This window comes from Paractinoplanes durhamensis (genome assembly GCF_016862175.1).
GTDB lineage: Bacteria > Actinomycetota > Actinomycetes > Mycobacteriales > Micromonosporaceae > Actinoplanes > Actinoplanes durhamensis.
This window is the reverse complement of sequence record NZ_BOML01000006.1, coordinates 213,961-226,629: the sequence shown is the minus strand read 5'-3', so window position 1 is coordinate 226,629 and position 12,669 is coordinate 213,961. Positions and strand designations below refer to the sequence as shown.

At 71.2% G+C, this 12,669-nt stretch carries 14 protein-coding genes; 5 read left to right on the top strand and 9 right to left on the bottom strand.

Annotation, left to right across the window (positions count from 1 at the left end):
• Window positions 1–18: 18 nt before the first annotated feature.
• Window positions 19–699, top strand: coding sequence for a rhomboid family intramembrane serine protease (locus Adu01nite_RS03990; protein ID WP_203724895.1), 681 nt, complete (start codon window positions 19–21; stop codon window positions 697–699).
• Window positions 700–703: 4 nt separating this feature from the next.
• Here Adu01nite_RS03990 and glpX read toward each other — a convergent pair whose 3' ends face one another.
• Complete coding sequence (gene glpX / locus Adu01nite_RS03985; RefSeq protein ID WP_203724893.1) at window positions 704–1,741, bottom strand: class II fructose-bisphosphatase; 1,038 nt, start codon at window positions 1,739–1,741, stop codon at window positions 704–706.
• A gap of 103 nt (window positions 1,742–1,844) precedes the next feature.
• On the opposite strand from glpX, the gene Adu01nite_RS03980 reads away from it, so the two are divergent.
• Window positions 1,845–2,435, top strand: coding sequence for a DUF4245 domain-containing protein (locus Adu01nite_RS03980; RefSeq protein WP_239132114.1), 591 nt, complete (start codon window positions 1,845–1,847; stop codon window positions 2,433–2,435).
• 17 nt (window positions 2,436–2,452) lie between these two features.
• Window positions 2,453–3,241 carry a hypothetical protein gene (locus tag Adu01nite_RS03975; RefSeq protein WP_203724891.1) on the top strand — a complete coding sequence of 263 codons (789 nt, stop codon included), beginning with the start codon at window positions 2,453–2,455 and terminating at the stop codon, window positions 3,239–3,241.
• Here Adu01nite_RS03975 and Adu01nite_RS03970 read toward each other — a convergent pair.
• From Adu01nite_RS03970 to Adu01nite_RS03955, 4 genes are read right to left on the bottom strand one after another with little or no spacing between them, the layout of a single operon-like run.
• Complete coding sequence (locus Adu01nite_RS03970) at window positions 3,238–3,441, bottom strand: exodeoxyribonuclease VII small subunit (RefSeq protein ID WP_203724889.1); 204 nt, start codon at window positions 3,439–3,441, stop codon at window positions 3,238–3,240. The genes Adu01nite_RS03975 and Adu01nite_RS03970 overlap by 4 nt on opposite strands.
• Window positions 3,441–4,667 carry an exodeoxyribonuclease VII large subunit gene (gene xseA, locus Adu01nite_RS03965; RefSeq protein ID WP_203724887.1) on the bottom strand — a complete coding sequence of 409 codons (1,227 nt, stop codon included), beginning with the start codon at window positions 4,665–4,667 and terminating at the stop codon, window positions 3,441–3,443. Before xseA ends, Adu01nite_RS03970 begins: the two co-directional genes overlap by 1 nt.
• A 9-nt stretch (window positions 4,668–4,676) precedes the next feature.
• Window positions 4,677–5,261 (bottom strand): hypothetical protein, encoded by a 585-nt coding sequence (locus Adu01nite_RS03960; RefSeq protein WP_203724885.1) that lies wholly within the window; start codon window positions 5,259–5,261, stop codon window positions 4,677–4,679.
• A gap of 51 nt (window positions 5,262–5,312) precedes the next feature.
• Window positions 5,313–5,849, bottom strand: coding sequence for a hypothetical protein (locus tag Adu01nite_RS03955; RefSeq protein WP_203724884.1), 537 nt, complete (start codon window positions 5,847–5,849; stop codon window positions 5,313–5,315).
• Window positions 5,850–5,947: 98 nt separating this feature from the next.
• Here Adu01nite_RS03955 and Adu01nite_RS03950 point away from each other — a divergent pair, with 98 nt between their 5' ends.
• Window positions 5,948–6,928, top strand: coding sequence for a 4-hydroxy-3-methylbut-2-enyl diphosphate reductase (locus Adu01nite_RS03950; RefSeq protein WP_203724883.1), 981 nt, complete (start codon window positions 5,948–5,950; stop codon window positions 6,926–6,928).
• An 11-nt stretch (window positions 6,929–6,939) separates the two neighbouring features.
• Here Adu01nite_RS03950 and Adu01nite_RS03945 read toward each other — a convergent pair whose 3' ends face one another.
• On the bottom strand, window positions 6,940–8,091 hold the full coding sequence (locus tag Adu01nite_RS03945; protein WP_203724881.1) for a DNA recombination protein RmuC: 1,152 nt from the start codon (window positions 8,089–8,091) through the stop codon (window positions 6,940–6,942).
• Between the two features lie 53 nt (window positions 8,092–8,144).
• Here Adu01nite_RS03945 and Adu01nite_RS03940 point away from each other — a divergent pair, with 53 nt between their 5' ends.
• Window positions 8,145–8,885, top strand: a complete 741-nt coding sequence (locus Adu01nite_RS03940; RefSeq protein ID WP_203724879.1) for a hypothetical protein — start codon at window positions 8,145–8,147, stop codon at window positions 8,883–8,885.
• Here Adu01nite_RS03940 and Adu01nite_RS03935 read toward each other — a convergent pair.
• The 3 genes from Adu01nite_RS03935 to Adu01nite_RS03925 all read right to left on the bottom strand — a co-directional run bounded on the left by Adu01nite_RS03935 (window position 8,882) and on the right by Adu01nite_RS03925 (window position 12,602).
• Window positions 8,882–9,430: a hypothetical protein gene (locus Adu01nite_RS03935; RefSeq protein WP_203724877.1), complete on the bottom strand. Its 549-nt coding sequence runs from the start codon at window positions 9,428–9,430 to the stop codon at window positions 8,882–8,884. The two genes, Adu01nite_RS03940 and Adu01nite_RS03935, sit on opposite strands and share 4 nt — an antisense overlap.
• Window positions 9,431–9,514: 84 nt before the next feature.
• Entirely contained in the window at window positions 9,515–12,058 is a 2,544-nt protein-coding gene (gene valS, locus Adu01nite_RS03930) for a valine--tRNA ligase (protein ID WP_203724875.1), read from the bottom strand.
• 49 nt (window positions 12,059–12,107) lie between these two features.
• Complete coding sequence (locus Adu01nite_RS03925; RefSeq protein WP_203724873.1) at window positions 12,108–12,602, bottom strand: methylated-DNA--[protein]-cysteine S-methyltransferase; 495 nt, start codon at window positions 12,600–12,602, stop codon at window positions 12,108–12,110.
• Window positions 12,603–12,669: the final 67 nt, after the last annotated feature.

Sequence of the window (12,669 nt, the reverse complement as noted above, 5' to 3'; positions counted from 1 at the left end):
ACCTGGGACCATCGAACCATGAGTTACGGCAGCACCGACCCACAGTCAGAGGCGGCGGCGAAGTTCGGGACCGATGCGTTCTACGCCTCGCTGGGGCGGGCCTTCGTGACCATGTGTGCCGTGATTCCCGTTCTGTTCCTCATCGAGGTGATCGACAAGGGCATCGGGAACGGTCAGCTCGACGTGGCCGGCGGCATCATCCCGCATCGCATCGACGGCCTGGACGGCGTCCTGTTCAGCCCGTTCCTGCACGCGGGCTGGGACCACCTCTACGGCAACGCGGTGCCGCTGATCCTGGTCGGCACGTTCGCCCTGGCCGGCGGCGGCCGCCGGTTCATCTGGTCGACCTTCGTCATCATGCTGGTCAGCGGCCTGGGCGTCTGGTTCGTCGGCGATCCGAACAGCGTGGTGGTCGGCGCCAGCGGCGTCATCTTCGGCTACCTTGGCCTGCTGGTGATGCGCGGCCTGGTCGAGCGCAGCTGGTGGAACCTCGCCGTGGCCGGGTTCATCGGCCTGCTGTATTGGTACCAGCTCTACAACATCCTGCCGACCGACCAGCCGATCTCCTGGCAGGGCCACCTGCTCGGCCTGCTCGGCGGCGTGCTGGCGGCGATCCTGTTCCGTCGCAAGCGGCCGAAGCGAGTGAAGACGTCGCCGTTCTCACCCACCTCGACCACCACGACGCTGACCGACATCTGAGGTCTTACAGGATCGGTTCGCCCATCGGCACCGTCGGCAGGTGCCCGTCGAAGTCGACCGCGGAGTAGAGCGACAGCTTCTCCAGCCGGTGGTACGAGTCGATCACCCGGATCGTCCCGCTCTTCGACCGCATCACGATCGACTGGGTGTGCGCGCCACCGGCCCGGTAACGGACGCCCTTGAGCAGGTCGCCCGAGGTGACCCCGGTGGCCACGAAGAAGCAGTTGTCGCCGGTGACCAGGTCGTCGGTGGTCAGCACCCGGTCGAGGTCGTGCCCGGCGGCCAGCGCCTTCTCCCGCTCGGCGTCGTCGCGCGGCCACAGCTTCGCCTGGATCATGCCGCCCAGGCACTTCAGCGCACACGCCGCGGTGATGCCCTCGGGCGTGCCGCCGATGCCCATCAGCACATCCACATCGGACTCCATCCGGGCCGCGGAGATCGCGCCGGCGATGTCGCCGTCCGAGATGAACTTGATATTGGCGCCGGCCTCGCGAACCTCCTTGACCAGCGTCGCGTGCCGCGGCCGGTCGAGGATGCAGACCGTCACGTCGGAGATGCTCGAGCGTTTCGCCCGGGCGATGCGGCGCAGATTTTCCGCGGTGCCGGCGTTGATGTCGACGACGTCGGCGCAGTCCGGGCCGACCGCGATCTTCTCCATGTAGAAGACCGCACTCGGGTCGAACATCGCGCCGCGCTCGGCGACCGCGAGCACCGCCACCGAGCCGGGCATGCCCTTGCTCATCAGGGTGGTGCCGTCGATCGGGTCGACCGCCACGTCGACCTCGGGGCCGGTGCCGTCACCCACCCGCTCCCCGTTGAACAGCATCGGGGCTTCGTCCTTCTCGCCTTCACCGATCACCACGGTGCCGCGCATCTGGATCGAATTGATCAGCTTGCGCATGGCGTCGACGGCCGCGCCGTCACCGCCGTTCTTGTCACCGCGGCCCACCCACCGGCCGGCCGCCATGGCGGCTGCCTCGGTGACGCGAACCAGATCGAGGGCGATGTTGCGGTCGAGATCCTGTGGAACCCGGGCAGGCATGAAAAGTGCCTCCTCGCGACGTTGCGGGGCTGGTAGTCCACCCGATCCTCACATGGCCGGATGCGCAAAGTCCCGTCCCAGCGACATGGTTAACAATGGGTGCGTGGATCCCACCTCGCGAACCGACACCCCGGCTGACGCTCCTGGCGGCGCTGCGGAGAGCAGCCCGGCTCCGCGCCTTGCCCGCGACGCCGAGCGGGCGCCGCGCGACATGATCATGTCGCTGGCCGTGTTGCTCGTCCCGATCGCGCTGCTGCTGATCCTCTACCGCACCCTGCTGAGCGGCGACGCGCCGATCACCGTCGACCCGGCCCCCGCCATCCAGGAGGCCCAGCAGGCCGCTGCGTTCACCGTCGTGGTGCCGCAGGGCCTCGGCGACGACTGGCACACCTCCAGCGCCACGTTCCGGCGCCAGGCCGACGGGGCCACGCTGCGGCTCGGCTACGTCGACCCGGATTCCGACCCGATCCAGCTGGTGGAGAGCAGCGTGCCCGCGGCCACCCTGCTGCCGGGCGAGCTGGGCGCCAAGGCCGCGGCGAAGGGCAACTTCCGCACCGACGACGGGGTGTGGACCGTCTACGACGCCCGGCCGGGGGAGCGGGCGCTGGTGCTCGCCTCGCCGGATCGGACGATCGTGGTGGTCGGGAAGACCGACATGACGAACCTTCAGGCCCTGGCTACGGCGCTGGGCTAGATTTAAGCTGCCCCGTCATGACCACGTTGCGGGGGACCGTCGCCGTGGCCGCGCTGGCCGCCCTGCTCGGTCTCGGGATGAGCGGCTGCAGTGTCGCCAAGACGGATGCCGGCGCCACCAGCGATGACAAGACGGCCGCGGCCGATCCGGGGCCGTCGGGCGACGCGCAGGCCGCCCTCGCCGCCGCCACCAAGGCGCTGAGCTCGGGCAACTACACCTTCGTGGTGGCCTCGCCGACGCTGACCGCCGAGGGCATCGTGCACCTGCCCAGCGAGAGCGCCGAGCTCACCATCGACACCGGCAGCGCGAAGTTCGAGATCGTGCTCGCCGAGCCGGACCGCTGGGTGCGGCTCTCCACCGGCCTCGCCGCCGGGGCCGGCCCGGACACGTGGTTCCACGTCGACTCGAGCGAGATCAAGGAGGGCGGTGACCTCGCCTTCTATCTCACCGACCCGGACGTGATCGACGTGAGCGCGCTGTTCGACGCGGTGACCGAGGCGCGCCTCGACGCGAACACGATCACCGGCACCATCGACGGCACCAGGGTGAACTCGCCGGACGGCTTCCTCGACGACGCCACGATCAAGGCGATGGGCTCGGCCGCCGCGTCGCTGCCGTTCACCGCGACCGTCGACACCAAGGGCCGGCTCGCGGAGCTGGACATCGAGGCCCCGGCGGCCGGGAAGGTGCAGGCCGGCAAGTGGGTCTTCACCGTCTCCGGCTACGGCGAGCAGGAGGCCCGGAAGAAGCCGGCCGGCCAGATCCGGGACCTGCCGCCCTCGGGCTACGCAAAGCTCAACGGCTAATCCGCGTCGCGGGCGGCCCGGGCGGCGTCGATCCGCTCCCGGGCGCCGTCGAGCCAGCGCTGGCAGACGTCGGCCAGCTTCTCGCCGCGCTCCCACAGGGCCAGCGACTCCTCCAGCGAGCTGCCGCCCTGCTCGAGCCGCCCCACCACGTCGGCCAGCTCGGTGCGGGCCTGCTCGTAGCTCAGCGTGTCGTCGCTCATCAGCTCTCCTTCACGGTCGCGTGCAGCTCGCCCTCGGCGAGGCGCACCCGCAGGACGTCGTCGGTCTTCACGTCGCTCGCCGCCCGGACCACGTGGCCGTCGGCGCGCTGCACGATCGCGTAACCCCGCTGCAGGGTGGACTTCGGCGACAGCGTGCGCAGCCGGGCCACCGTGTGCCGCAGGTCGTCGTCGGCGCGGCGCAGCCGATGGTCGAGGCTGCGGACCGCCCGCTCGCGCAGCGCGGTCACGTCGGCCGCCCGCTGGTCGATCAGCAGCTCCGGCCGGGCCAGCGACGGCCGGGACCGCCACGCCTCGATCCGGCTCTCCTCGCGGTCGACGAGGGTGCGCACCGCCCGGTCGAGCCGGCGCCGGGCCGACTCGATCAGCTGCCGCTCCTCGCCCAGGTCGGGCACGATCCGTTTGGCCGCGTCGGTCGGTGTCGAGGCCCGCAGGTCGGCCACGTAGTCGACCAGCGGGGTGTCGGTCTCGTGGCCGATCGCGCTGACCACCGGGGTGCGGGCGCCGAAGACCGCCCGGCAGAGCGCCTCGTCGGAGAACGGCAGCAGGTCCTCCACGCTGCCGCCGCCGCGGGCGAGCACGATGACGTCGACCGTGTCGTCGTTGTCGAGGACCTTGAGCGCGTCGATGATCTGCGGCACCGCGGTCGGCCCCTGGACCGGCACGTTGATCACCCGGAAGTCGACGGCCGGCCAGCGGCGCCGGGTATTCATCAGGACGTCGCGCTCGGCGGCGCTGGCCCGGCCGGTGATCAGGCCGATCCGCTGCGGCAGGAACGGCAGCCGGCGCTTGCGCTCCCGGGCGAACAGGCCCTCCGCGCCGAGCAGCTTCTTCAGCCGCTCCAGGCGGGCCAGCAGCTCGCCCAGGCCGACCTGGCGGATCTCGTCGGCGCGCAGGCTGAGCGTGCCGCGGGCCGGGTAGAACTCCGGCTTCGCGTGCATCGTCACCCGGGCGCCCTCGGCCAGCTCGGGCGCGCCCGAGTCGAGCACGTCGCGGTGGGCGGTGACGGTGAGGCTGAGGTCGGCGGACGGGTCGCGCAGGGTCAGGAACACCACGGCCGAGCCGGGGCGGCGGCTGATCTGGGCGACCTGGCCGTCGACCCACACCCAGCCGAGCTTCGCGATCCAGGCCCCGACCTTCTGACTCACGACGCGCACCGGCCACGGCTCTTCGGCGGTGCTCTTCGGCGTCGACTCGGGGTCACTCACCCGGCCAGACTACGGAAGACCTCTGACATTCTCGTCGTCCACCGTCTCGGGCCGGGGCTCGGCGTGCCGGGGCGGGGCGGACGATGGCGCCGGCTCCGATTCCCGGGCCGGCGTGGCCGGCGTGGCGACCATGACCGCGAGCAGCGCGAATATCCCGATGCAGGCCCAGAAGAGCAGGTCGACGAGGGCGTGCCCGGTGTCCAGGCGCCAGTGGTCGTCCTTCTCCGCCAGCAGGGTGAACGGGAAGCCGTGCCGGGTATCGTAGTCGCTCCGGCAGCAGACCGCCGCCGACGTGTGGGGAAGCGCACTGATCAGCAGGCCGGCCAGGGTGATCAGGGTGCCGGTGAGCCAGGCGGCCGGGCCGGGCCGGCGCCGGAGCACGCCCGCCCCCAGCAGGATGATCCCGGCGGCCGCGACCACCAGGTGAAAGATCAGATAGGGGACGTCGATCCCGCCGGTCGCGCCGGTCACACCCATCGCGAGGTTCAGCACGCCGAGCGCCAGGCAGGCCCAGCCGACCAGCAGCCGGGTCATGCTCAGGTAGGACGACAGGCCGGTCTCCTCGTCGGCGGCCTGCGGCCCGGCGTCGCGCATGCGACCGAGTATTGCCGCAAAGACTGCCCTATTCGGCCGAATCGGTCCTTGTCAGGCCTGCGGTACCGCGCGACCGCTCCGGGCCCGCCGCACCAGCACGCCGACCACCACGAGCAACATCCCGGTGTACGCCCACAACAGCAGATTCGTGGTCAGCGACACCAGATCGACGGTCCAGTCCGCGGAGTCCGCCAGCCGCCGCGCCACCTGCGGATCGTCGGCGATCGCGGCCCGCTGCAGCCAGGTGTACGGCCAGCCGCGATCGGCGATGTACGCGTACGCGCAGCAGGTGCGCTCGGTCAGCGCGACCAGGCCGGCCGCCGTGCCGAACAGCCCGAAACCGGCCATCACCAGAGCGGTGAGCCGCCGCGGCAACCGGATCCGGTGCGGCATGAGCAGCACCAGGCCGGCCGCCACCAGCACCAGCCCGACCGCGAGATCGGTCGGCCCGTGCGTCGCCACCAGGACCCAGGTCAGGCCGCCCACCAGGGATAATGCACCGAGCAGCCAGCGCAGCAGCCGCCCGGTGGCCGCCCAGCGGTTCGTCGGCCCGGTGTCTGTCTTCTCGATCAACGCCTCGTCCGCCACCCGACGAGTATGCCGCCGATATCGACAATCGTCCCCTCGACCTTGTGGCGGACATCGCACGCCGGTCGTAATACGGCGAGCGCACGTACCATGGCCGGGTGACCGAAGCTCGTAAGCGTGTGTTGCTGGCCAAGCCCCGCGGCTACTGTGCCGGCGTCGACCGGGCGGTGCAGACCGTCGAGGAGGCGCTGAAGCTCTACGGTGCGCCGGTCTACGTGCGCAAGCAGATCGTGCACAACAAACACGTGGTGAGCACGCTCGAAGCGGCCGGCGCGATCTTCGTGGAGGAGAACGAGGAGGTCCCCGAGGGGTCCACCGTCGTCTTCTCGGCACACGGCGTCGCCCCCGAGGTGCACGAGCAGGCCAGGGCGCGCAACCTCAAGGCGATCGACGCGACCTGCCCGCTGGTCACCAAGGTCCACCACGAGGCCAAGCGGTTCGCCGCCGACGACTACGACATCCTGCTCATCGGCCACGAGGGCCACGAGGAGGTCGTCGGCACGGCCGGTGAGGCCCCGGCACACATCCAGCTGGTCGACGGCCCCGACTCGGTCGACAAGGTGGTCGTGCGCGACCCGTCGAAGGTGGTCTGGCTCTCCCAGACCACGCTCTCGGTCGACGAGACCATGGAGACGGTGGCCCGGCTCAAGACCAAGCTGCCGCTGCTGATGTCGCCGCCGAGCGACGACATCTGCTACGCCACCCAGAACCGCCAGCACGTGGTCAAGGAGATCGCGCCGGACTGCGACGTGGTGATCGTCGTCGGCTCGAAGAATTCGTCCAACTCGGTGCGCCTGGTCGAGGTGGCCGTCGACGCCGGTGCCCGCACCGGTCACCTGGTCGACTACGCCTCCGAGATCCAGGACGAATGGCTCGAGGGCGCCACCACGGTCGGCGTCTCCTCCGGCGCCAGCGTCCCCGAGGACCTGGTGATGGACGTGCTGTCGCACCTGGCGTTCCGCGGCTTCGGCGAGGTCACCGAATACACCACGGCCGAGGAGCGGCTCACCTTCTCGCTGCCGCAGGAGCTGCGCCGCGACATGAAGGCCGCGGCCGCTGCGGCCGCCGCTCAGTCCTGACCGACCTCCTCTCAGTCCGGACCGACCTCCTCGAACAGCTCCGGCGACTGTGGTTGCCGCGGCGCCGTCTCCACCTGCGGCGGGGTGGGCAACTCCTGGCGGGAGACGCCCATCTCGGCCAGCTTGCGCGCGCTGACCAGCACCCGTGACTCCAGCGAGCCGACCGCCTTGTTGTAGGCGGTGACCGCCCCGCCCAGCGCCGACCCCAGCTTGCCGACGTGATCGCCGAGCGTGGTGATCCGCCCATACATCTCGCGGGCCAGGTCGTGCACGGCCACCGCGTTGCGGGCCAGCTCTTCCTGCCGCCACGAATAGGCCACCGTCCGCAGCATCGCCACCAGGGTGGCCGGGGTGGCCAGCACGACGTTGCGCCGGAACGAGTGCTCCATCAGCGACGGGTCGTGCTGCAGGGCCGCGTCGAGGAACGGGTCGGCCGGCACGAACAGCACCACGAAATCGGGGGACGGCTGGAACGCCGTCCAATATTCCTTGCTCGCCAGCGCGTCGACGTGCCCGCGCAGGTGGCGGGCGTGCTGGCCGAGGAGGGTGTCGCGGGTGCGCTCGTCGCGCGCCTCGGCGGCGGCCAGGTAGGCGTCGAGCGGCGCCTTCGCGTCGACCACCACGCTGCGCCCGCCGTGCAGGCGGACCACCAGGTCGGGGCGGATGCCCTGCTCGTCGGTGCTCGCGGTGACCTGCTCGGCGAAGTCGCAGTGCTCCAGCAGGCCGGCCGCCTCGACCACCCGGCGCAGCTGATGCTCACCCCAGCGACCCCGCACCTGCGGCGACCGCAACGCCGCCACCAGCTGTTTCGTCTCGGTCCGCAGGCCGCCCGCGACGTCGCCCATGGCCCGCACCTGCTCGCGCAGCTCGGCGTAGGCGTCCACCCGGTCACGCTCCAGCTCGGCGACCCGGCGCTCGTAGCGGCGCAGCGTGTCGTGCAGCGGGGCCACCGCCAGCGCCACCGACTCCTGCGACTGGGCCGCGGACTCGTAGGACAGGGCGCGCATCGACTGCTCGAGCCGCTCCTCGCCGTCGCGGTGGGCCTGCACGGTCGCCTCGAGCCGGGCGATGTCGGTTGCCGCCCGCAGTCTCGCCGCCAGCCAGCCCAGGGCGGCGCCGGCCGCGAGACAGAGGAGCACTACGGCCAGCGTTGCGACGGTCACGTTCGAAGATTGCCAGAGAGGTACGACAAGAACCGCGAGGGTACCTTGGGAACATGAGTGTGTTGCTGATTCTGGGCATCGTCATCGTGGTCCTTCTCGTGGTCATGCTGGCCCGCCGCAACGGCGCCGCCTCGCAGGCGACCCGCCTCGAGGACGCGCGGGCCGACGCGCAGCGGTGGTATGAGCGGCTCGGCGGCCAGGTGATGAACCTGCACGGCGACGACCCGGCCGCCCGGCAGGCTCTGGCCGACGCCGGCGAGCGGTACAACGCGGCCGGCGGTCAGCTCCAGCAGGCGAAGACCGTCAATCAGTTCGCGCTCGCCCGCGAGTCCGCGCTCGAAGGCCTGCAATACGTTCGCGCCGCCCGCGTCGCGATGGGGCTCGACCCGGGGCCCGACCTGCCGCCGCTGGCCAGTGCGCAGGGCGTGGGCCAGCTGACCCAGGAGCGCGAGGTCAACGTGCAGGGCCAGCACTACAAGGCCGGCCCGCAGCCCGGCGCCGACACGCCCTACTACTACCCCGGCGGCCGGGTGCAGGGCCGCCCGGTGCCCGCCGGGTGGTATTCGACGCCGGTGTGGAAGACCGCGCTCGGCGCCGGTGCCGGTGTCCTCGGCGGCATGCTGATCTTCGACGCGCTGTTCTCGCCCGGCTTCGGTGACATGGGCTACGGCGACGGTTTCCAGGACGGCTACGCGGACGCCGCGGGCGACTTCGGCGGCGGTGGCGACACCGACTTCGGTGGCGGCAGCGACTTCGGCGGCTTCGACGGCGGCGATTTCGGCGGGGACTTCTAGACCGCCTTGGTCGGCATGTGCTGGGCCAGCGCGCGCTTCAGGGCGCGCGGCCCGGGCCACACCTCACTCAGGTCGGCGGTGAAGGCCGGCCCGTCGCTGGTCTCGGTCATCGCCGGGCCGCCCGGGCCCTCGTCGTCGACCGGGTGCACCCGGTCCAGGTCGACCGGGGTCACCTCCAGCACGCTGCGCAGGCCGGACCGGCGGACCACCACGGTCTCGATGTCCGGCCAGGCCAGCAGGATCGGGTCGCTGTCCTGCGCGGCCAGCTCCAGGCCGCCGGAGGAGATCCGGACCCAGGTCTTCAGCGAGCCGCGGGTCGACCAGGCGTAAGCGCCGGCCGCCACCACGCTGATCACCCCGGCCTGCAGGAAGCTCTGCCACCACGGGTTGCCGGTGCCGCCGACGGCGAGCGCCATGATCGGCGACACCGCGGCGAACGACACCATCAACAGCAGGAAGACGGCGATGAACGTGCGGATCGGGGAGGAACGGAACAGCACGGCGTCGGTGGCCGGTGCTTCGACCTGCTCGGGCGCGATCGACATGCTTTTCATGCTGCCCGGTGCGGCTCCCGGGTTCCGGATTTTGCCGGAACCGGGAGCCGCCGGACTGCCCAGAGCGCAGGCGATTCAGAACGCGCAGGCGATGACCAGCTCCGGGGTGCGGTCGGGCAGGCGGTCGAGCTTGCCGATCCGGCCGGCCGAGCGCAGGTCGCCCTCGATCAGCGCGAGCCGGTCGAGCATCGCCGCCGGGCCGAGCGCCTCGGCCAGCGGCACCTCGGCCTTCATCGACAGCTTCCGGTCGGACTTGGCCCGCCGGACCTGCCGCAGCGCCTCCCCGGCCAGCTCGAGCAGCGAGGGGTCACCCTCGGGCGCGACCCGGGTCAACTCGTACTTCGTCGGCCAGGTCGCGGTGTGCACCGAGCCGTACCGCCACCAGGACCAGACCTCCTCGGTGACATACGGCAGGAACGGCGCGAACAGGCGCAACAGCACCGACAGGCCGGATGCCAGGGCCGCCCGGGCCGAGTCGCCGGCCGGGCCGTCCGAGTAGGCCCGCTCCTTGACCAGCTCGATGTAGTCGTCGCAGAACGACCAGAAGAAGCTCTCGGTCACCTGCAGCGCCTCGGTGTGGTCGTACCGGTCGAAGGCCTCGGTCGCGGTCGTGACCACCTCGGCCAGCCGGGCCAGGATCGCCCGGTCGAGCGACTCGGTGACCGGCTGTCGCAGCGCGGCGGCCGCACCCAGGCCGAGCGCGAACCTCGACGCGTTCAGCAGCTTCGTCGCCAGCCGCCGGCCGACCTTGATCTGCGCCGGGTCGAACGCCAGGTCGGCGCCGGGCCGGCCGTTCGCCGCCCAGTAGCGAACCGCGTCCGAGCCGTTCTGCACCAGCAGGTCCATCGGCGTGACCACGTTGCCCTTGGATTTGGACATCTTCTTGCGGTCCGGGTCGAGGATCCAGCCGGAGAGGACCGCGTTGCGCCAGGGCAGCACGTCGCTCTCCAGGTCGGCGCGCAGCACCGTGCAGAACAGCCAGGTCCGGATGATCTCGTGCGCCTGTGGCCGGTGGTCCATCGGGAAGACCCGCTTGAACAGGTCTTCGTCGTCGTGCCAGCCACCGACGATCTGCGGCGTGAGCGACGACGTGGCCCAGGTGTCCATCACATCCGGGTCGGCCGCGAACCCGCCGGGAACACCCCGCTGCGACTCGTCTAACCCCGGCGGACACTCCGAGGAGGGGTCAACCGGCAACGACGTTTCGTCCGGTATGAGAAGCTGGTCGTAGTCCGGTTCGCCAGCGTTGTCGAGCCGGTACCAAACCGGGATGGGCACGCCGAAGAAGCGTTGCCGGCTGATCAGCCAATCCCCGGTCAGGCCGGTCACCCAGTGCTCGTAGCGGTGTCGCATGTGCTCCGGGAACCAGTGCAGCGCCCGCCCGCGGGCCAGCATCCGGTCGCGGATCTCCGGATCGCGCCCGCCGTTGCGGATGAACCACTGCCGGCTCGTGACGATCTCGAGCGGCGAGTCGCCCTTCTCGTAGAACTTCACCGGGTGCGTGATCGGCGTCGGCTCGCCGGCCAGATCACCGGCCTCGGTCAGCACCCGGACGATCTCCCGCCGGGCGGCGTTGACCGACAGGCCGGCGAACGGCTGATAGGCCGCGGCCGGGACACCGGCCGGCCGGTCCGGCAGGAACCGGCCGTCCCGGCCCAGGACGACCCGGGTCTCCAGCTGCAGGTCCCGCCACCAGGTGACGTCGGTCAGGTCGCCGAACGTGCAGACCATGACGAGACCGGTGCCCTTGTCGACCGCGGCGAGCGGGTGCTCGTGGACCGGGACCTCGACGTCGAAGAACGGCGTGCGGACGGTCTTGCCGAGCAGGTGCTGATAGCGCTCGTCGCCGGGGTGGAAGACCACCGCGACGCAGGCCGGCAGCAGCTCCGGCCGGGTGGTGTCGATCTCGACCGGCCCGTCCGGCCCGTGGAAGCGCAGCCGGTGATAGGCGCCCTGGCGCTCCCGATCCTCCAGCTCGGCCTGGGCGACCGCGGTGCGGAACCCGACATCCCACAGTGTCGGGGCCTCGGCCGTGTAGGCCTCGCCCCGGGCCAGGTTGTTGAGGAAGGCCCGCTGCGAGACGGCCCGGGCCCGGGCGCCGATCGTCGTGTAGGTCAACTTCCAGTCGACGGACAGCCCGAGCCGCCGCCACAGCGCCTCGAACGCTTTCTCGTCCTCGGTGGTCAGCCGGCCGCACAGCTCGACGAAGTTGCGCCGGGAGATCGAGACGGCCTGCTTGCCGGGCTTGTCCGGCGGCTGCCACTGCGGGTCGTAGGGCAGGGCCGGATCGCACCGGACACCGTAGACGTTCTGCACCCGGCGCTCGGTGGGCAGCCCGTTGTCGTCCCAGCCCATCGGGTAGAAGACGGTCTTGCCGCGCATCCGCTGAAACCGCGCGACCGTGTCGGTATGGGTGAACGAGAAGACGTGCCCCATGTGCAACTCGCCCGATACGGTCGGCGGAGGGGTGTCGATCGCATATACATCCGAGCGCTCCTTCGAGCGGTCGAACGCATATGTGTCCTCCTCCTGCCAGTGGCGCGCCCACTTGTCCTCGAGGCCGTCCAGGGACGGGCGCTCGGGGAGACCGGCGCGCGCGGTCGTTCCCGTATCAGTCATGGCTGAATGCTACGGCCGGGGCCACCGCCGGTCTTCCGATAATCGCCGCTCACGCCGCCTCGTAGTCGAGCAGCCACCGCTTCACCGGCAGGCCCCACCGGTATCCGCCGAGCGAGCCGTCCAGCCGCAGCACCCGGTGGCACGGGGTGAACAGCGCGACCGGGTTGCGGGCGCATGCCGCCGCGGCCGCCCGGATCGCCGCCGGCCGCCCGGACAGCTGAGCGAACTCGCTGTAGGTCACCGGGCTGCCCGGCTTGATCTCGCGCATCACCCGCCAGGCGTGCGCGATGAACTCGCCGTCGATCCGCTGCTCCACCACCACCCGGTCGAGCGCACCGCGGTCGCCCTCGAAATAGGACCGCACGTGCCCCGTGACCGGCCCGATGTCGGCATCCGGCCGGGCGTCCTCGCGGAGCCTCGGATGGATCAGCGGCAGCAATTCGTCCACCTCGGCGGTGAAGCCGGCCGCGCGCACGCCGCCGGTGTCGCCCACCACGATCGTGAGCGGGCCGGCCGGGGTATCGATGGTGTGGTGCTTCAACATGGCGTCCTCCAGGGGGTTCGGGAACAAGCGTGGCCGGTTCCGGCCGGCTGCGGGAAAGTTTCTGCGG